This window comes from Hahella sp. NBU794 (assembly GCF_050749805.1).
GTDB lineage: Bacteria > Pseudomonadota > Gammaproteobacteria > Pseudomonadales > Oleiphilaceae > Hahella.
This window is the reverse complement of sequence record NZ_CP192738.1, coordinates 2,773,144-2,794,658: the sequence shown is the minus strand read 5'-3', so window position 1 is coordinate 2,794,658 and position 21,515 is coordinate 2,773,144. Positions and strand designations below refer to the sequence as shown.

Below are 21,515 nucleotides of genomic sequence, written 5' to 3'. Positions count from 1 at the left end.
CTCCTAAATACTTCCGACTGACTTTTTTAACGCATAAAAAAGCCGCTGACGGCAGACTTTGCGCCTGTCGTCAGCGGCCTAAACCAAAAATAAAAACTAACAGAGGCGCAGAGAACTGCGCCGAACTGCAATACTTATGTCCGAGCGTACAAAGCAACATTATTGTTTAGTTTTGTTCTTATACGCCGACAAAAATAAGTGATTGAGACTATCGTCCGCTGTCGCACTCTCATCTTTATGAGTAGGTTGCGGTGATTGTTCTCCATGATTTGCTTTTAGAAGCTCAAGCAGCCTCTTCATATCCTCATTGAGAGCAGGATTGGAGTTATTAGCCTCCAAGCCTTGCAGAATCAAAGCTTCGCCACTCTCAAGGTCGCCATCCAGGCACTTAATGATACCGTTCTTAAATATCCGTAACGGGCTACTCTCTGGCAGCGCATCCAATTTTGACCAAGCTTCCCGAGCAGTTTCCGTATCTCCTACCGAAAACTTAATCAGCCCCGCCTGAAAGTGGGCGGTCCAAAGCTGTGGGTCCAGATCCACCGCTTTTTGCATCGTTTCATATGCCCGCTCGTACATACCTATTTCCGCGTACTCCGCCGCTAACAAGTAGGTATTTTTAGCATTACAGTCCAATGAAATAGACCGTTTGAAAAACAGAATGGCCTTTTCATGATCGCCTTTACCACTGGCCTGCAAGCCAAGATAAAAGAGCTCCTCTGAATCCAGATTATCCATTAAGTCACTCATATCAGACTCCTTAATTAAAACTTCCAACTAATGCCTGAGCCACCAGAGTCCATCCTTCAATAAGCACAAACATCAGAATTTTGACTGGTAGAGATATCGTCAATGGCGGCACCATTATCATCCCCATTGACATCAGCACACTGGCTGAAACCAGATCAATCAATAAAAACGGTAAAAAAATGACAAAGCCAATTTGAAAAGCCGTTTGCAGTTCACTCAGCATAAACGCCGTTATAAGCGACGTATTGGAAATATCATTCAATGTTTCCGGCGACTCTTCTCCCGCCATTTCAATAACAAGCGCAAGATCCTTTTCTCGGGTTTGTCTGACCATAAATTCCCGCATTGGCGCCAAACCTGCGTTCACGGCTTCCGTAAAAACGAGCTCTCCAGCCAAATAGGGCTGCAACGCCTGTTGATCAATTTTGTTAAACACAGGCGTCATCGTAAAAAGAGTCAGAAATAGAGCAAGCGCAATAATGACCGTGTTAGGCGGTGTTTGCTGCATGCCAAATGCGTAGCGCAGCATGGACAGGACAATAACGATGCGAGTAAACGACGTCAGGGCGATAAGCAGCGCAGGCGCCAGACTTAATATGGTCAGTACCGCCAGCACTTGTAGCGCGCTGGCGACTTCGTCAGGTGATGACTTATCCAGTCCAGATAAGTCAACGCCAAATGAAGCCGTAGACGCGTCCGCCCAGCTCAATGATGGAAATAGAAGTAATCCCAATAAAGGCAATAAATACCTAATCACTACCATGCTCACTTTTTTCTTCGCTCGTTGCAGCCAAGCTCAACGTCTGCATTGCAACGCTTTGTCCGTTATCAACAATCAGCACTTTTCGTCCTTCAACTTCCACCAAGTAGGCCTGAGTTTTAGCATTTAAACGTTTGGTTTCGATATATCGTATCTGCCCAGCCTGAACAGGGATCGCGCCTTTTTTTGCAAGAAAACGACGCACACCCCATAGCGCCAGGGCGAGTAAAACAAGAATAAAAAGCAGTAGCGTATAGACGCCGCTAAACTCATGGGCAGGTTGACCGCCCTTGTCTTTGAACGGCAACTCATTGAGAGGAACCGCTTCAATTCCTGCCTGATTGTCTTTTGCTACCCGAGACGGCTCCGTATTGGGAGTTGGCTTTTCGCCTGCTACTGCAGACTCTGTTTCCACCTGGGTTAAGGACGGCGCGACTTGCTGACTCTCAGCCTCTCCGCTTGTCGCCCCTATAGCCACTGGGGATATCAGCGCCGCCACAGAAAGATAACAGGCAGGAATCAACCGTCTCATATTTAACGACTAGTCTCAGTGATTTGAATACCAAATACATCGTCAACCGCCACCAGTTTTCCACGCGCGACGACTTTGCCATCCAATAGCAGCTCGATCGGATCATTCAGTTGCTTATTCATTTTTACAACAGACTCATTCGTCAGCGCCGTCAGTTCAGCAACGGTCAGATTGGCGTCACCGAGATACACATCCAGCGTCACCTTCACGTTTTTTACCAAATCCAGCGGATCGCTTTTAAGCTTCGTACCTGTCTCACCTGATTTCATTGGCTCCAGTATTACCTCTTCCACAAGCGCGTCAGTATTAGTTTCTTTCACGTCTTTTTCTTGAGACATCGATATCAACCTTTAATATTCAATAGCTTAACTGACTTAACCCCTTCACTCTCACCCAGGCTGGCCCGAAAGCGCAAAGCGTCGTCCTGAGTAAACACTAACGCAGGTTCAGTCAGTTTATGATCCAATTTAATAACATCGCCCACCTGCAGACTTGTCACTTCTTGCACGGTCAGCTCCACCGGGCTCAAACGGACAGACAGCCTTGCCGCCAAGGCCCCACAGGAACTCAACAACGGTTCTGGAGCGCTTTGGGGACGATTATTCCCACTCACATCAGCAGAAAAGTGCTTTTCAATGACCTGTGGGGACCATAGCAGGACCACACATGCGGCGGGCCAAGTCATAGTGACTTGAAGCCAGCCTGACGCGTACTCTCTGACATACTCTGACAGTTCAGTCTCCACTTGATCAGCCAGTCCCCATGACTCAGCCAGCTCACTCATTGCTTGCTTGATGAGCCTGGAAACCAACTGATGACTGATATCTTCGTCAGCCAACTTTTCTTTCAGTAGTAGAGAAGACCATTCACTATGGTCGGCTCGCAACACAAATACACCCGGCGCGCTCAATGCCTGCGCGCCCGCTGATGCCGCCCGCTGAAGCAATTGACTGTCGATATCCTGACTCTGCGCCAGACTTATGCTGACAGCAGCGTCCTCTCCCACCCATTCTCCATACCAGGCTGCTGCGCATGCGGCCGCCTCCGCTTCAATACGCTTCAATAACGAGGCGCCCAAAAGGCTATAAGGCCTGACCGGCATTACCGTCCCCTTACGCTGTTGTATAAATTCTCTATCATCTCATTGGAAACGTTCATTACCTGAGAGCTGGCCTGATATCCCCGCTGGATAATGATAATTTCCGCAAACTCTCTGGAAAGCTCTACATTTGACAGTTCAATACTCTCGCCTTTTATTTTTCCAAATCCACCGGCATTAGCTGCGCCGATGGTAATACCCGCGTCTTCGCCTGCTCTAAATAGTGAGCCGCCTTCCGAAGTCAGGGCGTTAACATTCATGAAGTTGGCCATAGCCACCTGGGGCCCTGTTTTTTCTTGGCCATTGGAATATTTGAATGCGATGACGCCGTCTTCTTGAAACGAAAACTCCGTCACCCGACCTGCCTCAAAGCCATCAACATCAGAAACTTCAACTGAGTTGACGCCACTTAGAGATGTCAGTCCGCTCAAGGACAAGTCAAAATTGGCGGAGGGTTCCGCGCCCCTGTCAACCAGCGCAATCCTTGGACCAACAGCGCTTTTACCGTTTGAATATGAAAGGTGGGCCACACCCTTTTCGTCAAAAGTCACTTTCTCTAGCTGACCTTTTTCTTCGCCGTCAGCGACAGCGGACACCCCATCAGTCGCGTCAGCTTTGAGCGTCAGACTTTTACTGTCCGATTCATAGAGCTTTATATTGACGTTAAGCATTGTGTCGTCACTGTCTGGCAAAGACACTTGAAGTGTTCTGTTAGCTGACGCCAAAATGCCATTGGAATCAAAACTGAGTGGATAAGCCCCTCCCAGCAATTCTCCTGCTGTATCCCTCAAAAATAAATTCCATTCACTCTCCGTTTGCTTGGTAAAGTGCATATTAACCCGCAACTTTTCTCCATTTGTCTGAATGACATCAAAGAATATGGGATCCTCTCCATCTGCCGGGAGGTTAGAAAGTTCTGGATCTAAGTTACCAAACACCTCGACATTCTTAGTAATTTCGGCTGTATTCTCTTTTAAGCCACCGAGAGTGAAATCAGTAATCACTCCTTCGGAGTTAACTCCGGCTACTCTCTTACCACTACCTGCGACAACTAAATTCCCATCAACGTCAAAGGCAAATTCGCCGCTATTAATATAGTCCGACTCGCCCCCTTCATTGTTTCTGGCCATGAATAAAACTTCATCGTCCAGGTTGAAAGCCAACGCGGGAGCAGAAGTGAAGTCGCCATCTGTAAAGGCGTACTCACCATCCTGCTTGAAAACCTCCTTGGCTTTTTCCGCGCTCAATACGGAAAAAGGCAGATAGTCTATTGACAGGTTGGCGTCTTCAGCACGAATGGAGCCATCTGCGCTGAAAGTGACAATCGTCTCAGGCGCAACAAAATTACCTTGCTGGTCTTTCAGCTGCATCGCCCATTGCGAACCAAACTTCTTGACGAAGGCAACGCGAACGGTACGCTTAACGCCCTGATTATCAATCACATCAATAGTTAGCGGAGAATCTGAACTTGAGTTAACCGTTCCCCCTTCCGAAGTACCCGCGTCGATGTTTCCTTTTATTGCGGCCTTAGTCGTAGCGGACGCTTCGGTAAACATATTCGCTTTTATGTTCAGGTCCGATAGCTTATTCCCCCCTCCTAAAGCAGCGACTCTGCGATTGGAGTTTTGGTCGACGAGATAACCATCGTTATCCAGACGAAACTGGCCTGCTCTGGTGTACAGGTTTTCACCTTCCCCGCGTAAAATAAAAAAGCCCGCCCCATCAATGGCGAGGTCAGTATTATTGCCGGTGGTAGTGAGGTCGCCGGCAGTGAATCGTACGCCGCTGCCATTTACCTTAACGCCGTCATAATGAGAGCCCTGACCGTCACTGTAGGGATTTAGCTCCTGAAAAAATACGTCACGCCCTTTGAAGCCTGGCGTGTTCAGGTTTGACACATTGTTGCTTGAGTTTTCCAACCCCTTCGAGAAGCCCAGCATCCCGCTCAAGCTGGAATATATTGAACTCATGCTCATAAACGCACCTCCCTATTCGCGCACCAGAGAAATTCTTGAAGGGCTGATTCCTACAATAGGCGTCCCATCTTCCTGGACCATTGTTATTTCAGGCTTTCCATTATTAAAGGTAATGGTTGAAACTTTGCCGACAGCAAATCCCTGCTCATCATTTACTTGCACCGTTTTTCCTATCAGGCCAACGGTTTGAGCCACAGACTGCACATCCAGCAAACCTTCGATGTTCTCATTCGTTCTGGTCGCGGTTTCCAACGAAGAAAACTGAGCCAGCTGCGCAATAAACTCTCTGTTATCGACTGGCTCCAATGGATCCTGAAAAGTCAGCTGCGTCAGGAATATTTGCAGGAAGTCTTCGATTCCCACCGTGTTCTGCTTTAACCCGCCAGCTTCGGCGCTCACTCGCGCTATAGAATCTATCGCCATACAACCTATTCCTGATTAAAAGTGTTTCTAGCCGACACCGCTGACAAGCTGTCCTTGTCTTCATGAAGCGGTTTACCGTTAAACATAAAGCTGAGCTGATCTTCATCGCATCCAAGCGTCTCTACAATCACTTTGCTTAAGTCCAACAGCGCTTGTTTGTGCTGCTGTTTATAATCCCTTATCCATACCACCAGCTTGTCTCCGTTTTTAGTGATATGAATATTGGTGGCGGGATAAAGCTCTCCCAACAATTGAGAGACGTACTCCGTAGAGCGCGTCGTCACTAAACGATTACTCTTGCCAACGCTCTGCCGCTCATCCAGGCTCGACGTTTGCCTCATACCCACCAGCGTATCCGCACTCTTGGCATTGATCCCTTTAACGCCCTTGTCGACAGTTGGCGGCGCAATAGATACGTTATTGATAGGCGAAATACTGCTTGCTAAAGAGCTTTTTACAATCACCTCATTCGCGACGCCTGACTGGAGCAAGCCTAAAGTTGGCGGCGCAGACTCATTTGCCGTTGGGGCTATGTTTGCATCCACGTCCAATCCCGGCTTAGCAGGTGAATCATCGCCAGGCGTCAGGTCAATGTCCGCTTCCAGTGTAGACAGCCATTTCGCTTTAATTCCTGGTCCAGTAGCTCCAGACTTGTCTTTCCAATCACCGATGAGTTTGTCGACGACTCCAGCATTAAGCTCCATATGACAGCTCCGTGAACCGCAGGTTTTTAGCGTTACTCAGCTCAGATAAATCTCGCTCAGTCTGACTTTCCAGTTCAGCCCATCTCGAACTGCGCTCGTCTAACATTTTCTGTTTAATGACCTCTTGAGCCGCTTCCAGTTGCGCCAGCTTTTCGAGCTGTATCCGCAATGCGGACTCCGCTTCGCTGATACTCCTGTCTAGCATCTGCAAATCCTGAGCTGCCGAATTTAACCAACCGCCTATTTCAGTCAGTCGGTGGAGATCCAACTGCGCCCCAGGTTGTTGCATCGTCCTGAACTCGGACTCTTGTATATCGATCTGTTCCAGCAATGTCGCCCTGGTGTCGCCAAGTTCAGTCAAAACACTATCAATCTTGATAAAGTCCCGGCGAACCTGAATAGTTTCCAGTTTGTTTTGGTTATTGACGATGCTGATTGCGCGCTCGCGCTTCGACATTTTCATAAACGCACTCGATTATTCCCTTAGCCTAACGGGAAAACTCCAATCAATTACTTTCCAGATAAAACTTGTTTTAGCGCGGCGACAATGTCTCTACTAACTCCACTTTCGCCTTCAGACTGAGAGATAAACTTGTTGAGAGACTTATGTACCCGAATAGCCAAATCGATGTCAGGATCTCCGCCTTGTTTATATGCTCCCAACTCAATCAGTTCCTTGGATTCCTGATATAGACTTTCGAGCCGGATCAATTCTCTTACAGCCGCTTGCTGCTCTTTGCCTGTCACTCGCTGGAAAAGACGACTCATGCTTTCGCGAATATCGATAGCGGGAAATATTCCCTGATGGGCCAGGCTCCGCTTGAGCATAATATGACCATCCAAGATAGAACGAACTGTATCTGAGACAGGTTCATTGAAGTCATCGCCTTCAACCAAAACTGTATACAACGCAGAGATAGAGCCGCCACTCTTGAATATTCCCGCACGCTCCGTCAGCCTTGGCAGCAAAGAGAATGTCGAGGGCGTATATCCCCTTGAGGTTGGCGGCTCACCAATTGCGAGCCCTATTTCACGTTGCGCTGTCGCCAGTCTGGTAATGGAATCCATATACAGCATGACGTGCTTGCCTTGATCTCTGAAATATTCGGCGATAGCCGTAGCGACAAATGCAGCATGAACGCGCACCAGGGCGGGCTCGTCCGCTGTAGCCGCAACAACAACGCTTTTATTCAGACCATTCGGGCCCAGGTTGTCCTGGATAAACTCACTGACTTCTCTACCTCGCTCGCCAATCATAGCGATGACATTTACTTCCGCATCACATTGCTTGGCGATCATTCCCAATAAGGTGCTTTTACCAACGCCGCTACCTGCAAATATCCCCACTCTCTGCCCTTTGGCCATTGCGCAGAATGCATCAATAACCCTAACCCCCATCCTTAACGGCTCATCACAAGGCGCTCGCTCCATGGGATTAATCGGCTCTTTATATAGCGGGTAACTCTTTCCGGCGCCAGACAATAGTCCGCCATCAAGAGGCGCGCCAAAAGCATTCACCACTCTGCCTAACATACTGTCACTGACCGTTACGCTGGCCGGCAGTCCTGTCGCAACGACTTCACTGCCCACATGAATCCCTGTTACGCGCCCCAGGGGCATCAATAGAACCCTGCCATGACGAAATCCGACGACCTCTGCTGCAATTGAGGTCATTTGACCAGGTGAAAAAACCTCGCATACTTCACCCAGAAAAGCATCCGGGCCAGCGCACTCCAATACCGAGCCATAAAACTGCTCCACTCGCCCAATACGACGAACAGTCTCGCACCCTTTGATGGCGTCGATCATTCGAGAAATAGCGTTATCTTTCAAGAGGCCACCACAACAACACTCTAACTTTTCTCACTATCGGAGAACTCTTCCAGTTTTTGTCGCAAAATTCTCAATTGCGACTCTAGGCGACCATCCCAAGAGCCCGTGTTGGCTTCTACTCGACAGCCGCCTATGTTTATTCTTGAGTCAATTACAAGCTCTACCTTGCCGGAGCCGCTCGCCAGCTCTCCATCCGCTACAGGGCTTAACAGCGCATAATCTCGCTGACTCAAATATATTTTGAGGTGGCCTGCATCACGGATGGCTTCCAGTACGGCGTTCACAGAAGCCAAAACTGTCTCTCGTGAGACCAGCTTTTCTCCTAGTATTTTACAAACCACCGCAAAGCCAACATCAGTAGAAATGGATTCAAGCTGATTAAAGGCGGTATCCGCCTGCGTCTCAATATTCTTCAGTAAAACGCTGAACTGCTCCAAAGCCTCTTCAATTTCCTTCTGACTGTGCGTACGTCCTTCTTCGACGCCGGCTTCATATCCCTTCTTTTTCGCTTCATCATAGGTCTCTTGAGTCGCTTCTTTTAACTGGCTTTCAAAGTCAGCAAGCCGTCGCTCTAAACCTTCTTTTTCTCGTAACACTTCATCCAACTTACGCTGCATCGCAACGAGTTGCCTGGATGACTCGGACGCCAATGCTTCGTCTATGCTCTCCTCGTTCGGAGTAGAAACGCTGGCTTCAAAAGCTTGTTCCGTAAAAGCCGTCTTCTGAGGAGCTGAACCAGACGCCTTGGCGTTTTCCGCACGATAAGAAAGCCGGCGTGAGCCAGCGACAGACGAAGAGCGTAAAATTTTATCCACGGCTCGCCACCTCTGGAGCTAAGGGCGCATCAGCTGACAACTGGCGTATCAACTCTCTCCTTACCCGTTCGGACAGGTGGCCCGAAGAGGCTGATTTTTGCTGAAGGTGATGCTTGGTTTTCTTATCTAGAAAGCTATCCAAATGCGCTCTCTGCATTTCGTTCATCGCACAATAGACAAGAGTCTGCAGAGGTAGACTCAAGTTAAGGAAAGTCGAAACTTCCGCAGAGCTGATAGCTTCCTCTACGCCTGACAACTCCTGGCTTTCTTCCTGTTCCGACAACGCAGCGTATACATCGTCAAATTCCAGTTTGCGTCGGGCGCGCTTCATCAGCGTAAGATGCTCAATCGCCGCTTGCGCTTTTTTCCTCTGCTCAGGTCCGAGTTGCGCCAATATCCAGTTCCTGTCGGAACTGGCTAACCCCATAAGGCGCAAAGCAATTAACTTTTCGGGGGAAGCTCCGTTCATACACGATCTACCGAATTAAGCCAGGCTTTTATTTCCGCCAAAGTCTCTTCTCTCTCTGCCGCGCTGAGCTTAGGCTTACGGCGTCCAGAAAACGCCATCAACAGAATAAGCAGAAGCAGGGCGACGGCAACCAACGCCACCACAGTTAGCTGCAGGTATTTCAAATTTTCCCATGGCGCCTGCTCTAAATTTGGCTTAGTAGTAGCGACCGCCATTGAAGCCTTTTCAGGTGACTCTGGTTGAAGAACTGGCTCCAGACCGCCAACGCCCATTGCTGCGACATTGATTAGGTCGCCCCGTTCAAAATCCAGCCCTATAGCTGATGCAATCAAGGATTTAACGGCTTCAGTTTGTTCGGCAGAGGCGTTAGCGGGAATAACGACACTGACGGTGATTCGCTCTACTTCGCCACCTGCATCGGATAGCGTTTCCACCTGCTTGCCATACGCAAACTCTTCTTCTTTCACATCAGAGCTGACAACCGAGGAGGGCTTCTTTCTGCCCTCTTGCTCTGGAACGTCGTACTGGCGATTAACACTGGATTTAATCACCGCCCCTTTGTCTGTACCACCAAATGGAACCAGGGTTTCACGAACTCTTTCCACACGTTTGTGATTCAACGCAACGTCAACTCGAACCGCCGTCGCGCCTTCATCAAAAATCTGGTTAAGAATCGCTCCGACCTTGTGCTGTAGAAACGCTTCCATCGCACTTTTGCCTTTCAATTGGGCGGACACGGCAACCTGATCACCCGTTTCCATCTGGGTCAGCGCCACGCCCTTGTGGTTCAGCAATGTCACTGTCTCAGGTTTCAACCCTTCTACAGACGCAGCGACCAGATTCTGAATGCCATTAATCTGATCCACTGAAAGATATTTGCCTTCTTCCATCACTATCGTCACGGAAGCTTTTGGCTGCTTAGTATCCTTTTTGAATAAAGAAGACTCTGGCAATACTAAGTGAACGCGAGCGAACTTGATCTCATCAAATGACATGATGGTTCTGGCCAGTTCACCTTGCAGGGCGCGTTGATAATTTATTTTCTGAGCGAACTCCGTCATACCGTAATCCGCTTCATCAAATAGCTCAAAGCCAACCCCGCCATTTAAGGCATAACCTGAAGACGCCAATTTAAGCTTGGCGTTATACAAATCATCTTGAGACACTAATACCTGAGAGCCCTGGGCGCCGAGTTGATAGGGGATTTTCAGCTCATCCAGTTTCTCGGTCAGTTTGGCCGCCTGCTCCGTGTCCAAATCCTTATATAGAACTTGATAATTATGTGAGGTCAACATCATGTATAAGGCCACTCCAGCGCCGACCACAATTAATGTAGCCAATACAAACGCCACTCGTCTGCCGCTGGACCATTCTGACCAAAAACCCGCCATCTGTTACTACCTTTAAATTAAATAGACATTCTCATCACTTCTTGATAGCTCTCAAGAAGGCGATTTCTCACTTCAACCATCAGGCTCATGGATAGCTGCGCTTTATCTAAAGCTATCATTACCTGATGCAGATTTTCGGCGTCTCCAGTAGCCAAAGATCTTGCAGCGCTGTCAGCGGCGGCTATCTGTTGGTTAACCTGCTGGACTTCACCGCCAAGCCAGTCAGCAAAAGAAACACCGCTCGTCTTGGCGGATTTTTGAAGAAGCGAGCTTTCCCCAATTGCGCCGACACCCAATATTGCTTCAACTGTCATTCTTTAACTTCCTATTTCCAGTGCTTTCAACGCCATCGTTTTCGCTGCGCTCATGACGCTGATATTGGCTTCATATGCACGGGTAGCCAGCATCATTGAGGTCATTTCATCGACTGGATTAATCGCGGGCATTTCCACATACCCCTCGGCATTCGCATGAGGGTGCGCAGGGTCGTATTTCAAGCGAGGCTCAACGTCTCTTTCCACCAACTGCATATCTCCGACCCCTCGCAGAGCGCCGCCAGTCTGCTCAGCCGTCGCGACGGCCATAAGAGGCTTAAAGGAAGCGCCGGCCTTCGACGTAGTGGAATACACATTGGCCAGGTTCGTCGCAACCGCTTGCAGCCGGAGCTTTTGGAAATCAAGTCCAGAGCCGCTAATGTCAAAAACTTGCAAGTAATCCATGATTAACGTCCCCCATTAATAGCCAGTTTCATAATTCCGCCTAACTTCGATTTAGCGGTTAGCAGTGCCTGGTAATTGATGACATTTTTATTCAGCGCCAGGATTTGCTCATCCAGCTCAACTTTCGCCGCCGTTTCTTCCAGAGAGACGAACTGGTTGAAATTCACGTTGTTAATGCGGTCAACCTTGTCCGCATCATTCAAGCTGCTGTTGGCGACTGCGTCGATATGTTGCAGAGCGGCCTTAAAGTTAAGAGACATGGCTCTATAGCCTTCTGTCGACGCATTAGCCACGTTTTGGGCGATTAAACGCTGCTGTAGCTGCGCCGCATCTAACGATTTATTCAAGAGTGTCGATGTAACTGAAGTTAAAAATTCCATATATGACTACGCTTTCGAGTTCTTCGCAGCTGCGCCGCTTTATTGAATGACTAGCTGCGCATGGAGTGCGCCTGCCGTTTTTATCAGTTGCAGTATCGTAATGACGTCTCGAGTACTGGTCTTTATCTGCCGCAACGCCGTCACCAGATCTGCAATCGAGGCCCCGGAAGATAAGCGAACAGGCTCTGCAACAGACTCTTCAACATCAATTGATGTATCCGGAGTGACTACTGTCGAAACCCCTCTACCAGTTTCTCTTACAAATATTGGCTGAGACACTTGGTAATCTGTGGAAATCACCACTTTGATATTGCCGTGGGAAATAGTGACGTTGTCGATGGTGACATCGCCGCCCGCCACTACAGTCCCTGTACGTTCGTTGACCACCACCGTGGCGACTCGGTCAGGCTCAATGACCGCATTTTCAATCCGGGTCAAGTAGTCAACGAGATCATATTCACCAACCGGGGCCAAAACCGAGACCTTACCAGCGTGAACGGCCCTCGCTTTTCCAGAACCTAAAGTCTTATTAATGGCGTTCTTGATACGGCTGGCAGTTGTAAAATCCGGTTGATTCAATATGACATTGATATACCCATCCTCCCCGACCAAGTCGGTCGAGAGTCCTCTCTCAACTGAAGCGCCAGAAGGAATAACGCCAACGGTAGGATGATTCTTCTGTACTACATTGCCATTCAGGTCGTAACTAAAGCCACCTACAGAAACCTGGCCTTGCGCAACCGCATAAATCTTACCGTTCACCGCTTTTAGTGGAGCCAGCAACAGTGTTCCACCAACCAGACTTCTGGCGTCCCCCATGGACGAAACATTCACGTCGATCATATCGCCGCTGTTTGCAAACGGCGGTAACTTGGCCGTCAATGTCACCGCCGCCACGTTGCGGCTGGCGATTTCGTCAGAATCCAGACTAATGCCAAATTGTTGAAGGGTATTTGCGATACTTTGCAAGGTCGCCTTACTTCTGTGAGTATCACCCGTGCCCGCCAGTCCGACGACCAGTCCATAACCAAACAATGAGTTTTCTCTCACGCCTTCGATTCGAGCCAACTCTTTCAGGCGCACAGATGAGGCGCTGGCAGTTTGGGCTACGACAAAACATATCAACGCCAGCGACCAATAAAGTCGTCTAATAACGCGACTCATATCAAGCCCACCTTGGTAAGGAACCAGTGAATAAAGCCTCTATCATCGGAATCTCCCAAGATGCCTTTTCCGTTGTATTCGATTTGCGCGTCGGAAATTCTGGTTGAGAGAATCGTATTTTGCGCTGTGATGTCCTCTTCCCTTACCCAACCAGTTAACTTAATCGTCTGTTTTTCGCCGTTAACCGTAATTTTCTGCTCGCCAGAGATTAGCAGTCTGCCCACATCGTCTTTATCGATAACATCAACACTGACACGGGCTCGCAACTCACCTTCACGTTGCGTGCTGGCGCCGCTGTTTCTACCTAGTCCAAGTTCAAGGCTGCCCACTTCCGTACGATTGGTTTGCCCAAATGAACCGGAAGCCTCTAGTGACTGATTAACCTTCGAGTCGCTGCTCGCACCGGCTTTAGATACTTCTACAATCAGAACCGTCAGGTTATCGCCTACCCGATATGCCTTCTTATCTGACGTCAAAGGCCGAAAGCTGGCCTCATCAAACAGACTCTCGGCAAGTACCAGGTTCGGCAGCGCCAGCACGCTTAACAAACAAAATGCTCGTATTAACCACTTCACAATTAACTTCCTATCCACACTCGACCAGCTGACAAAACCACGCCCAACATGGTTTCTCCACTGCTAACCGACTTTAATTTGACTCGATCGCCCACGTAAGCGTCATGCATGGCCTCAGCTCGACTGCGCAGATAAACCGTGCCAACACGCACTTCAACAGAAACAACGTCGCCGTTCTTAACTTCCGGAACCGCCCTTAGCATATCCTTGGTAATCGGCTGGCCCGCCCCGACCCGTTTTGAGAACTCTTTACCTTCAAAGTCCTTTTTCAATGCAGGCTCAATACCCGCCGCAGCGACATCAATCAGCTCTCTCTTCAAAGGATGAGAGCCCACAGACATCCCCCTATCCGCGTCTACTGAGGGCGTCCAAACTTCCCCCATAGCTGATACTTCAAACCACACTGGCGCACTATTAAGCACTGCGCCGGAAGCGTCGACGATATCCATCCACACACATATGCGGCGGGACAAAACACCCAATTCCAAGGGGCGAACCTGTATTCCCGCCATCTGTTTAGAAACCAGAATGTTTCTTTTCCTCGCGCTTACCGGCGTTACTTCAACCTCTTGAAAGCCCGCCTCGACAAGCCAACGCTTTAAATAAGCGCCAGCCTTTTCTTCGAGAGCATCCGGGTCAATCTTTTCCGCCACAACCTTAAGCTGGATATGATCCGGCCCTTCCAATCTCCATGAAGGCATGCTTGCATTTGAACTCCAACGCGCAAGTTGCTTTTCTATTTCCACCTTGGAAATAGACTCCACACTAAGCTGACGTGGTGAAAGTTCAATAGTCGGCAACTTATTTTCATCCTGAGCCGGGTCCAATCGAACCGCCCCGAGACGACTTAACTCGACTTGCATGACCTGCTTTCTCGCCCCTGGATCGTTTACACCTATCAAGGTTGCATAAGGGCTTAGCGTCAGGCGATTCTCAGCCACACACGGCAGGCTGCATATTCCTATCACCAAGCACCCAAATAAGCGTATAAGTATTGACATCAGAAGCCGCGCAAGAGATTAACCACGAAGGTCATTTGTAATCTGCATGATTTCATCCGCCGCTCTGATGACATGGGAGTTAGCTTGATAGCCTCGCTGAGCGGTCACCAACTCCACCAATTCTTTCACCAGATCAACGTTCGAACTTTCCAAAAAACCTTGTTGAATCATTCCCAGCCCATTGGAGCCCGCTTGCGAATAGAGAGGCGCTCCAGCGTCATCCGCCGGAATGTAAAGCCCTTGCCCGGCTGATTCCAAAGCCTGATCATTGATGAACTTGGCCAGCTGTATTTCGCCAACTTCAAGAACATCTTCGCCAATCTGTACCTTCACCACGCCGTCAGTGGAAATCTGCATTTTTGCGGCATCAGGCGGAATCTGAATCTGATCTGATAGACGCAGTCCAGTAAGTGTGGACAGGTAACCGTCCTCATCGATCTTGAGCGCGCCGTTTCGGGTATAGCCGTACTCGCCGTTTTCCAGCATGACCTCAAAGAAACCGTCTCCGCGTATCGCCAGATCCAGTTGATTTTCAGTAGCTTTCAGGTCTCCAGAATCAAATTGCATGGTGACATCAGCGACCTTTGTTCCCATTCCGACGGAGTTAACCCCTTTTCTTCCCGCCGCTGACGTTGCGGGTTGACGGCTGATCAAGTCGCCAAACGCCACCCGACTTTTCTTGTATGCGACGGTGTTAAGGTTCGCCATATTATTTGAGATGGTTTCAATCTGCTTCTGACCGGCTTGTAGACCAGTTTCAGCCACATACAACGCATCAATCATGAACCGTATCTCCTAAAATTTTCCTAAGGTGCTAATGGCGCTATCTATAGAGCCGTCATAGGCTTTCAGCACGTTATGCGACAATTGATAATGACGTGTGAGTTCAACCAGCCTTACGATCTCTTCCATTGTATTGACGTTGGACATTTCCAAATAAGACTGCATAACCTGGGTATCTGACGCCTCAGTTGAAGCCTGCATAGACGGATTTTCGAAAAGCCCTTCGCCGGCGTAGCTCAGCTGTTCGGGATTCTGAAATACGGCTATCGCCAGCTTGTCCAATACAACACCGTCCTGAACAATTGAGCCGTCTGGTTGCACTTCAAAATCGGCATCACTCAGTGCGACAGGTCCACTACTCCCTAATACTCGCTCCCCGGTGACCAGCCCCAGATAGCCGTCTGGATTCAGGCGCAGTTGCCCCTTACGAGTGAAGAACGTTTTATCGCCGGAAGAAGCCATAAGAAATCCCTCTCCATCCAAAGCGATGTCCATGGCGTTCCCAGTCATCTTGAAAGCGCCCTGTGTAAAGTCTTTCTGCAGCGTCAAATCTGGCTCTAGTTTCGCTTCATTCATAAATGCAGTTTGAAACTTATCCACGATCAATTGGTCACGCTTATATGCTGGAGCGCCTTGATTAGATAAGTTCTGACTAATAGTCCGTAAACGTTCCAAATCAGCATTCAAGGTAAGCTGAATTGCACTTACTACGTCAGCCATATTAACTTTCCTTCCTTTCTTTATTCGTCGCGCGGTTAATCAAGCCGCGATCGACTTCCACAATAGAAAAAGATTTGATGTTCATACCGACAGGAACCTCGGTTAACGCCAACACAGTAAGATGAGGCAATAGTCGACCTGACAGTTTTCTTATATGCCGGCGAATACCAGGTGAGGTAATCAGCACAGGCTTCAAGCCGGCTGACATCATTTTCTCAACCTGACGAGCCATGCTGCTTAACACCTGCTCCGTCAACTTCGGATCGATATATAAAGACGCACCTTGTTCCGTCACTCTGATGCCGGACTGCATCAGCTGCTCAACTCCCGGATCCAAACTCATAACATGAAGGTAACGGTCCTGCGCAACCAAATCCTGGCAGATTTCGGCGCCGAGTTTTTGCCGCACTTGGTCCGCTAACTGCTCATGGTCCTTACTCACTTTGCCTGCATCGACCAACGCCTCCGCGATAAGCTCAATATTCCTGATGGACACTTTTTCCTGTAGCAGTTGCTGCAGCACCTTTTGAATATCGGAGAGCGTCAATGTGTTGGGAACCAGCTCTTCATACAGAGAGGACTGCGCAGTACGTACTCTTCCCATCAGTTTTTCTGTTTCTGACCGGGTCAAAAGGGCCGGCGCTTGAGACCTGACCGTTTCATTTACATGAGTCAGCATCACGGTTAGCGGGTCAACCAAGGTACAGTTAAACTGTCGCGCTTTTTCTTTTAAATTCTCCTCAATCCAGACCGCAGGCAGCCCATAGGTAGGGTCTTTCACCGACACCCCGGGTAATTTATCCGTCAGGTCCTGCGCACTGATCGCTAATATTCGATCGGAGTACAACTCGCCTTCAGCAACTTGAGCGCCATGTACGCAGACTTTATATTCGCGTTCATTATTGCGATCTGTCTGATATATCTTCACATTCGGTAAAACGAATCCCAGCTCGAGCGCCAGCTGTTTGCGGAGCCTCTTGATCTCTTCCATCAAAGCGCCTTCACTCGCCCCTAGATATCCAGCGATAGCGGGCCCAAGAGAAATCTCCAAAGGTTCTACTTTCAGCTCTTCATAGATGTCCTTTTCTGCATCTTCCCGATCTTCGACGTTATCCTCAGCTTCCTGGTACTTGTTCTGTTTGAAGGCATACACCACCAACGCAGCCATCAGTGAAGCGACAATAAAAATCGGGAGCGCCGGGATTCCTGGCAGAAGCAATAATGAAAGCAACCCCAGAGTAACGATGACAAGGCTCTTTGGATAACGAGTGACCTGCCTGGATATTTCATCGCCCAGGAATGCGTCTGTCGCTGCGCGGGTGATGATAATGCCTGTTGCAGTGGAAATAACCAGTGCGGGGATCTGAGTGACAATGCCGTCGCCAACTGTCAGCAAAGTATAGTTGTGAAGCGCTTCACCCCAGCTAAGGCCTCGCTGCGCAATCCCAACGGTCAACCCGCCAATTATGTCGATCAGGATTATTAAAATACCCGCAATAGCGTCGCCTTTCACAAACTTACTGGCGCCGTCCATTGCCCCATAAAAGCTGGCTTCACGCTCAATATTCTGACGCCTCTCACGAGCTTCTTTTTCATCAATGAGCCCCATGTTCATGTCGGCGTCGATACTCATTTGTTTACCCGGCATGCTATCCAGGGTAAATCGAGCGGCAACTTCCGCCACCCTTTGGGCTCCATTGGTGACCACCACATACTGAACGACAATCAATATGAGAAAAACGACAAGTCCTATAACGTAGTTACCGCCCACAACATAAGTGCCGATGGCGTTAATCACATCGCCAGCATCGCCATCGGACAAAATAAGTCGTGTTGCGGCGATATTTAGAGACAGCCGAAAAAGCGTTGCGATAAGCAATAGAGAAGGAAAGGTTGAGAATCCCAGTGGTTTATCAACAAAGAAAGTTAATAAAAGGATCAACAAACCAAAACTGAAATTGATAATGAGCAGCACATCCAATAGCTGCGAGGGAATAGGTGTAAAAAGCACCAGCAGTATGCCCACCATTCCCAATACAAGCGCAAGCTCGCTGCGTGTTCCCAGCAATGAAGCCATCGACGGTCTATTCATCATGTGGCGGCCCCTTTCACGCTAAACTGATCTCTCCCCTGCCGTTCTCTTTTGATTTGATAAGCGCGGCGTAAAGCCCTTGCCACCCCCACAAACGCATCCTCTGGAATCATCGAGCCAATCTCAGTTTTCTTGAACAAATAACGGGCCAGCGGCGGATCTTGAATAATGGGCACCTGATGCTGACGCGCCAGGTCCCTTAAGTGTTTCGCCATGGCGTCCACGCCTTTCCCCGTCACTGTCGGCGCAGCCATTCTTTTTGCGTCATACTTTACAACCACTGCGTAGTGTTCCGGGTTAGTGATAATCAGGTCCGCCTCAGGAACACTGGCTGCGGAGCCAGCGCGCTTACGCAGCTCCCTTTCCAACTCTTTCCTTTTCGCCCTGATATGAGGATCGCCTTCGCGCCTCTTTATTTCATCTTTGACTTCTTTCTTAGTCATACGCATGTTGCGCATGAACTCCCAGCGGGTGAACAACATATCAATGACTGCAATCAGCAATAGCGCCGCCGTCAGTTTGAAAATAATGCCCGCAGCATATCCGATGAATGACGGCAACGCCGTCGCCGCCGACTTGGCGGTTAGCCCAAAAAATTCCGGCATCAGGTCAGCCAAAGTCCAGTACAGCACACTCCCCAACAACGCCAGTTTGATCAGGTTTTTCCCCAGCTCAAACAATATTTTGACGGAGAACAAACGCTTAAAGCCTGCAATTGGATTGATACGCTTAATGTCAGGTTTGATTGGATGGAAAGAAAATACAGGACCTGTTTGAGCCATTGAGCACAACACGCCGATAACCATCATTACAACCAGCAACGGACTCAATATCCAGCCTATCTCCGAGATAATCCAGACGCCCCAGGTTCTGACCGTCATAATGTCAAAGTCAACAGACGCCGCATCTGCAAACAGCTTTTGACACAAGCTGAAGAAACGCGTGGCGAGATCCTGCGATACTGACCACAATAGCAGCGCACCGGCGGCGAGAGCGAAGACATGATTGACTTCCTGACTCTTCGCCACACTCCCTTTCTTCTTCGCCTCTTGGAGTTTAAAGGGCGAAGGGGGTTCGGTCTTTTCAGATTTATCCGGTTGCGACTCTGCCATAACTGCTTCAAATGACTGTCAGCATTCCACTCCAGTAGCGGAATATAGAAATAAACACTTCTCCAATTAATGGAGTCAGATATTTGAGTGAAAGCGCCGTCACTCCGATCCCTAACGCCACTTTTAATGGCAGAAAGAGAAAGTAGACATTCATTTGCGGCATCGTCCTCGCCATGACCGCTACGCCTACATCCAATAAAAACAACACCGCCAGGACCGGCGCCGCAAGCACCATTGCGAATGAGAACATCAGTCCCACCTGCTTCATAGCGCCATTAAAATCCATTCTTGCTAAACCAGAGCCCGGAGGTACTTGGGCGACACTATACGCAAGCCCTTTAATCACCATGTGATGCGCATCCATGCTAAAAAAAACGAAGGTGGCGAAAAACAGCAATATTGTTCCCATCAACGGCTCCGCCGAGTTTGTTGCGGGATTCATTATATTCGCCGCGCCGAAGCCTGACTGAAAGTCAATCAGCCTGCCAGCTATCTGAAAGACGGTAAAGGCGGCATGAAGACCTAAAGCCATCGCCAATCCCAGCACCAACTCATTCGCACAGGCTAACGCCATCTCGACTATTGAAGATGGCAGTTGCGCACCCGCAGTCGGCGAGAAACGCACCATCAATAACGCCAGGGCGAAAACCAGGAAAAACCTGATACGCCCAGGTAAACGTCCAAACATATCAAAAGGAGAAGCCATCACCACTAACGCCAGCCGTATGGACAGGAGCCACCAGGCCCATGCCCAAGAGAGATCAATGGTGAAATGCATCGTCTAAAAGTATGCCGGTATATTCCCGATTACGTTTTTTGCGTAAAGGGTCAGTGTCGCCAGCATCCATGACCCCATAACAAATATGATCGCCACGACAGCGCCAATTTTTGGCACAAACGTTAGCGTCATTTCCTGTATCTGGGTGACTACCTGCAATATGCTGATAATCAACCCTACGATCAGACTGACTATTAAAATAGGCGCAGCGACCAAAACTGCCGTCCATAACATGTCTTCGGTAAGCATCATCGCCAGATCGGCATTCATAGATTTATCTCCATCTAATCTCAATGACGGATAAACTGAGGAAGAATATCGATCAGCTTACGCCCTTTATCATCAATAGGAGCATTCATAAGGCGATGCATAATCTGTTGCGCCTGCTCTGGATTATTTTCGCCTTGGTCACATAAAGCGCGGGCAAAGTGTCCGGAGAAGGAGTCTTTATCCAGTCGAGTCGCCTTGCGCGCCAGTAAGCGAGCTTCCGCATAATCCTGTGTTAGCGCTTTAATAACCGCCAGGGCGCCGTAGGTTTCGCCAAAACGGTCATCGATTTCGCTGGCGCGGCCTAAACTTTCTTCCGCTTCCTGCATCCGCCCCTGTAAAATCTGGCACCAAGCCAGTACGTTCCAAGAGCCAATGTGACCAGGCATATTTTCAAGCCCTTTTTTTAACGCGCCCTCAGCGGCGGCCAAATCACCCTGCTGCATTTCCAGGAGACCTTTGCCAACCCATCCGCGCCCACTTTTCGGCTTGGCCTGAATCATTGCGTCAAAGCTTTGCGCTGCTGTACTTAGATCCAACGCGTTGAGGGAGCAATATGCCTTAACGCCCAATGCTTCTGCATTGTCTGGGTCCTGGGCCAACACTTCCTCTGCCATGCCAATCGCTTTATCAAAATCTTCATTGTCTTGCAGACACATTGCTAAAACAGCTTTGGCTTCTAAGAAGTCTGGCTGGAGAGACAGCGCTAGATTTACAAAGCGCTCCACCTCTGGCAGGTCGCCCATGGCGTAATAGGCGCGCGCGAGGATTAATGCGTAACCGGAATTCTTTGCAGGCTCTTCAATATGCTCGCTCAGTTCAACGACCGCCTTATCCGGCGCTGATTGCAGGAGGTAACAGTAACCTAGATTGTAGCTAATGCTCGGGTGAGACAGTCCTGCTGTTTTAAGCTGGGAGAAGCCCGCTACCGCTTCTTCAACTCGTCCCAATGTGATCATGACCATCGAGCGTTCATAAATCGCCTGGGGGTGGTCCGCCGCAATTTTTAATGCGCGGTCAAAGAGAGAAACAGCGTCTTCAGGCTGGCCGCTTTCATGCAACGCGCGCCCCAAGTCCAATAACAGATTCAGGTTGTTTTCATCTTGTTCGAGAAAACGCTTGAGGCGCGCGATTTTTTCCGCCAAGTCAGAGACTGACATGTGTCCGTCCGT

At 49.2% G+C, this 21,515-nt stretch carries 26 protein-coding genes; all 26 read right to left on the bottom strand.

All coding sequences use genetic code 11. The annotated features are described in order from the left end of the window. Positions 1 to 159: 159 nt before the first annotated feature. Positions 160 to 750 (bottom strand): tetratricopeptide repeat protein, encoded by a 591-nt coding sequence (locus ACQYWX_RS12550; protein WP_431689004.1) that lies wholly within the window; start codon positions 748 to 750, stop codon positions 160 to 162. 10 nt (positions 751 to 760) lie between these two features. Continuing rightward, the gene (gene fliP, locus ACQYWX_RS12545) at positions 761 to 1,513 is read right to left on the bottom strand and encodes a flagellar type III secretion system pore protein FliP (RefSeq protein WP_431689512.1); all 753 of its coding nucleotides are present in this window, start codon (positions 1,511 to 1,513) and stop codon (positions 761 to 763) included. Further along, positions 1,500 to 2,042, bottom strand: coding sequence for a flagellar biosynthetic protein FliO (locus tag ACQYWX_RS12540; protein WP_431689003.1), 543 nt, complete (start codon positions 2,040 to 2,042; stop codon positions 1,500 to 1,502). The genes fliP and ACQYWX_RS12540 overlap by 14 nt, the downstream gene beginning before the upstream one ends. Positions 2,043 to 2,044: 2 nt before the next feature. After that, entirely contained in the window at positions 2,045 to 2,380 is a 336-nt protein-coding gene (locus ACQYWX_RS12535; protein ID WP_216739839.1) for a FliM/FliN family flagellar motor switch protein, read from the bottom strand. Between the two features lie 5 nt (positions 2,381 to 2,385). Beyond that, positions 2,386 to 3,144, bottom strand: a complete 759-nt coding sequence (locus ACQYWX_RS12530; RefSeq protein WP_431689002.1) for a FliM/FliN family flagellar motor C-terminal domain-containing protein — start codon at positions 3,142 to 3,144, stop codon at positions 2,386 to 2,388. Continuing rightward, positions 3,144 to 5,117: a flagellar basal-body rod protein FlgF gene (gene flgF, locus ACQYWX_RS12525; protein ID WP_431689001.1), complete on the bottom strand. Its 1,974-nt coding sequence runs from the start codon at positions 5,115 to 5,117 to the stop codon at positions 3,144 to 3,146. The genes ACQYWX_RS12530 and flgF overlap by 1 nt, the downstream gene beginning before the upstream one ends. 12 nt (positions 5,118 to 5,129) lie before the next feature. Next, the gene (locus ACQYWX_RS12520; RefSeq protein ID WP_216739842.1) at positions 5,130 to 5,540 is read right to left on the bottom strand and encodes a flagellar hook capping FlgD N-terminal domain-containing protein; all 411 of its coding nucleotides are present in this window, start codon (positions 5,538 to 5,540) and stop codon (positions 5,130 to 5,132) included. A 5-nt stretch (positions 5,541 to 5,545) separates the two neighbouring features. Further along, complete coding sequence (locus ACQYWX_RS12515) at positions 5,546 to 6,244, bottom strand: hypothetical protein (RefSeq protein WP_431689000.1); 699 nt, start codon at positions 6,242 to 6,244, stop codon at positions 5,546 to 5,548. Next, positions 6,234 to 6,707: a hypothetical protein gene (locus tag ACQYWX_RS12510; protein ID WP_431688999.1), complete on the bottom strand. Its 474-nt coding sequence runs from the start codon at positions 6,705 to 6,707 to the stop codon at positions 6,234 to 6,236. The genes ACQYWX_RS12515 and ACQYWX_RS12510 overlap by 11 nt, the downstream gene beginning before the upstream one ends. A gap of 47 nt (positions 6,708 to 6,754) precedes the next feature. After that, a complete protein-coding gene (locus ACQYWX_RS12505; RefSeq protein WP_431688998.1) occupies positions 6,755 to 8,077 on the bottom strand; it encodes a FliI/YscN family ATPase in 1,323 nt (440 codons plus the stop codon). A gap of 20 nt (positions 8,078 to 8,097) precedes the next feature. Beyond that, positions 8,098 to 8,694 carry a FliH/SctL family protein gene (locus ACQYWX_RS12500; protein WP_431688997.1) on the bottom strand — a complete coding sequence of 199 codons (597 nt, stop codon included), beginning with the start codon at positions 8,692 to 8,694 and terminating at the stop codon, positions 8,098 to 8,100. 190 nt (positions 8,695 to 8,884) lie between these two features. Then, entirely contained in the window at positions 8,885 to 9,361 is a 477-nt protein-coding gene (locus ACQYWX_RS12495; RefSeq protein WP_431688996.1) for a hypothetical protein, read from the bottom strand. After that, the gene (fliF, locus tag ACQYWX_RS12490) at positions 9,358 to 10,752 is read right to left on the bottom strand and encodes a flagellar basal-body MS-ring/collar protein FliF (RefSeq protein ID WP_431688995.1); all 1,395 of its coding nucleotides are present in this window, start codon (positions 10,750 to 10,752) and stop codon (positions 9,358 to 9,360) included. The genes ACQYWX_RS12495 and fliF overlap by 4 nt, the downstream gene beginning before the upstream one ends. 17 nt (positions 10,753 to 10,769) lie before the next feature. Then, on the bottom strand, positions 10,770 to 11,066 hold the full coding sequence (gene fliE, locus ACQYWX_RS12485; protein ID WP_216739848.1) for a flagellar hook-basal body complex protein FliE: 297 nt from the start codon (positions 11,064 to 11,066) through the stop codon (positions 10,770 to 10,772). A gap of 3 nt (positions 11,067 to 11,069) precedes the next feature. Then, entirely contained in the window at positions 11,070 to 11,471 is a 402-nt protein-coding gene (flgC, locus tag ACQYWX_RS12480; RefSeq protein ID WP_216739849.1) for a flagellar basal body rod protein FlgC, read from the bottom strand. 2 nt (positions 11,472 to 11,473) lie between these two features. Further along, positions 11,474 to 11,851 (bottom strand): flagellar basal body protein, encoded by a 378-nt coding sequence (locus ACQYWX_RS12475; protein WP_216739850.1) that lies wholly within the window; start codon positions 11,849 to 11,851, stop codon positions 11,474 to 11,476. 39 nt (positions 11,852 to 11,890) lie between these two features. Further along, positions 11,891 to 13,015, bottom strand: coding sequence for a flagellar basal body P-ring protein FlgI (locus tag ACQYWX_RS12470; RefSeq protein ID WP_216739851.1), 1,125 nt, complete (start codon positions 13,013 to 13,015; stop codon positions 11,891 to 11,893). Continuing rightward, positions 13,012 to 13,590, bottom strand: coding sequence for a flagellar basal body L-ring protein FlgH (locus ACQYWX_RS12465; protein WP_216739852.1), 579 nt, complete (start codon positions 13,588 to 13,590; stop codon positions 13,012 to 13,014). Before ACQYWX_RS12465 ends, ACQYWX_RS12470 begins: the two co-directional genes overlap by 4 nt. Positions 13,591 to 13,592: 2 nt before the next feature. After that, a complete protein-coding gene (gene flgA / locus ACQYWX_RS12460) occupies positions 13,593 to 14,453 on the bottom strand; it encodes a flagellar basal body P-ring formation chaperone FlgA (protein ID WP_431688994.1) in 861 nt (286 codons plus the stop codon). A gap of 156 nt (positions 14,454 to 14,609) precedes the next feature. After that, complete coding sequence (gene flgG, locus ACQYWX_RS12455; protein WP_431688993.1) at positions 14,610 to 15,374, bottom strand: flagellar basal-body rod protein FlgG; 765 nt, start codon at positions 15,372 to 15,374, stop codon at positions 14,610 to 14,612. 12 nt (positions 15,375 to 15,386) lie between these two features. Further along, complete coding sequence (locus ACQYWX_RS12450) at positions 15,387 to 16,094, bottom strand: flagellar hook basal-body protein (RefSeq protein ID WP_431688992.1); 708 nt, start codon at positions 16,092 to 16,094, stop codon at positions 15,387 to 15,389. Position 16,095: 1 nt separating this feature from the next. Further along, the gene (locus tag ACQYWX_RS12445) at positions 16,096 to 18,189 is read right to left on the bottom strand and encodes a flagellar biosynthesis protein FlhA (protein ID WP_431688991.1); all 2,094 of its coding nucleotides are present in this window, start codon (positions 18,187 to 18,189) and stop codon (positions 16,096 to 16,098) included. Further along, on the bottom strand, positions 18,186 to 19,214 hold the full coding sequence (locus ACQYWX_RS12440) for an EscU/YscU/HrcU family type III secretion system export apparatus switch protein (RefSeq protein WP_431688990.1): 1,029 nt from the start codon (positions 19,212 to 19,214) through the stop codon (positions 18,186 to 18,188). Before ACQYWX_RS12440 ends, ACQYWX_RS12445 begins: the two co-directional genes overlap by 4 nt. 91 nt (positions 19,215 to 19,305) lie before the next feature. Continuing rightward, positions 19,306 to 20,076 (bottom strand): flagellar biosynthetic protein FliR, encoded by a 771-nt coding sequence (locus tag ACQYWX_RS12435; RefSeq protein ID WP_431688989.1) that lies wholly within the window; start codon positions 20,074 to 20,076, stop codon positions 19,306 to 19,308. Positions 20,077 to 20,079: 3 nt separating this feature from the next. Beyond that, positions 20,080 to 20,346, bottom strand: a complete 267-nt coding sequence (gene fliQ / locus ACQYWX_RS12430; RefSeq protein ID WP_216739859.1) for a flagellar biosynthesis protein FliQ — start codon at positions 20,344 to 20,346, stop codon at positions 20,080 to 20,082. A 20-nt stretch (positions 20,347 to 20,366) separates the two neighbouring features. Further along, positions 20,367 to 21,503: a tetratricopeptide repeat protein gene (locus ACQYWX_RS12425; RefSeq protein ID WP_431688988.1), complete on the bottom strand. Its 1,137-nt coding sequence runs from the start codon at positions 21,501 to 21,503 to the stop codon at positions 20,367 to 20,369. Between the last annotated feature and the right edge of the window lie 12 nt (positions 21,504 to 21,515).

Bases quoted from the DNA above. Each gene is read 5' to 3' on its own strand.
- flgF (WP_431689001.1), bottom strand. From the start codon at position 5,117: ATGAGCATGAGTTCAATATATTCCAGCTTGAGCGGGATGCTGGGCTTC.
- fliP (WP_431689512.1), bottom strand. From the start codon at position 1,513: ATGGTAGTGATTAGGTATTTATTGCCTTTATTGGGATTACTTCTATTT.
- fliE (WP_216739848.1), bottom strand. From the start codon at position 11,066: ATGACAGTTGAAGCAATATTGGGTGTCGGCGCAATTGGGGAAAGCTCG.
- ACQYWX_RS12530 (WP_431689002.1), bottom strand. From the start codon at position 3,144: ATGCCGGTCAGGCCTTATAGCCTTTTGGGCGCCTCGTTATTGAAGCGT.
- ACQYWX_RS12445 (WP_431688991.1), bottom strand. From the start codon at position 18,189: ATGATGAATAGACCGTCGATGGCTTCATTGCTGGGAACACGCAGCGAG.
- ACQYWX_RS12435 (WP_431688989.1), bottom strand. From the start codon at position 20,076: ATGCATTTCACCATTGATCTCTCTTGGGCATGGGCCTGGTGGCTCCTG.
- ACQYWX_RS12550 (WP_431689004.1), bottom strand. From the start codon at position 750: ATGAGTGACTTAATGGATAATCTGGATTCAGAGGAGCTCTTTTATCTT.
- ACQYWX_RS12535 (WP_216739839.1), bottom strand. From the start codon at position 2,380: ATGTCTCAAGAAAAAGACGTGAAAGAAACTAATACTGACGCGCTTGTG.
- ACQYWX_RS12495 (WP_431688996.1), bottom strand. From the start codon at position 9,361: ATGAACGGAGCTTCCCCCGAAAAGTTAATTGCTTTGCGCCTTATGGGG.
- ACQYWX_RS12475 (WP_216739850.1), bottom strand. From the start codon at position 11,851: ATGGAATTTTTAACTTCAGTTACATCGACACTCTTGAATAAATCGTTA.
- ACQYWX_RS12425 (WP_431688988.1), bottom strand. From the start codon at position 21,503: ATGTCAGTCTCTGACTTGGCGGAAAAAATCGCGCGCCTCAAGCGTTTT.
- fliF (WP_431688995.1), bottom strand. From the start codon at position 10,752: ATGGCGGGTTTTTGGTCAGAATGGTCCAGCGGCAGACGAGTGGCGTTT.
- flgG (WP_431688993.1), bottom strand. From the start codon at position 15,374: ATGATTGATGCGTTGTATGTGGCTGAAACTGGTCTACAAGCCGGTCAG.
- ACQYWX_RS12450 (WP_431688992.1), bottom strand. From the start codon at position 16,094: ATGGCTGACGTAGTAAGTGCAATTCAGCTTACCTTGAATGCTGATTTG.
- fliQ (WP_216739859.1), bottom strand. From the start codon at position 20,346: ATGAATGCCGATCTGGCGATGATGCTTACCGAAGACATGTTATGGACG.
- ACQYWX_RS12470 (WP_216739851.1), bottom strand. From the start codon at position 13,015: ATGAGTCGCGTTATTAGACGACTTTATTGGTCGCTGGCGTTGATATGT.
- flgA (WP_431688994.1), bottom strand. From the start codon at position 14,453: ATGCAAGTCGAGTTAAGTCGTCTCGGGGCGGTTCGATTGGACCCGGCT.
- flgC (WP_216739849.1), bottom strand. From the start codon at position 11,471: ATGGATTACTTGCAAGTTTTTGACATTAGCGGCTCTGGACTTGATTTC.
- ACQYWX_RS12515 (WP_431689000.1), bottom strand. From the start codon at position 6,244: ATGGAGCTTAATGCTGGAGTCGTCGACAAACTCATCGGTGATTGGAAA.
- ACQYWX_RS12510 (WP_431688999.1), bottom strand. From the start codon at position 6,707: ATGAAAATGTCGAAGCGCGAGCGCGCAATCAGCATCGTCAATAACCAA.
- ACQYWX_RS12540 (WP_431689003.1), bottom strand. From the start codon at position 2,042: ATGAGACGGTTGATTCCTGCCTGTTATCTTTCTGTGGCGGCGCTGATA.
- ACQYWX_RS12520 (WP_216739842.1), bottom strand. From the start codon at position 5,540: ATGGCGATAGATTCTATAGCGCGAGTGAGCGCCGAAGCTGGCGGGTTA.
- ACQYWX_RS12500 (WP_431688997.1), bottom strand. From the start codon at position 8,694: ATGCAGCGTAAGTTGGATGAAGTGTTACGAGAAAAAGAAGGTTTAGAG.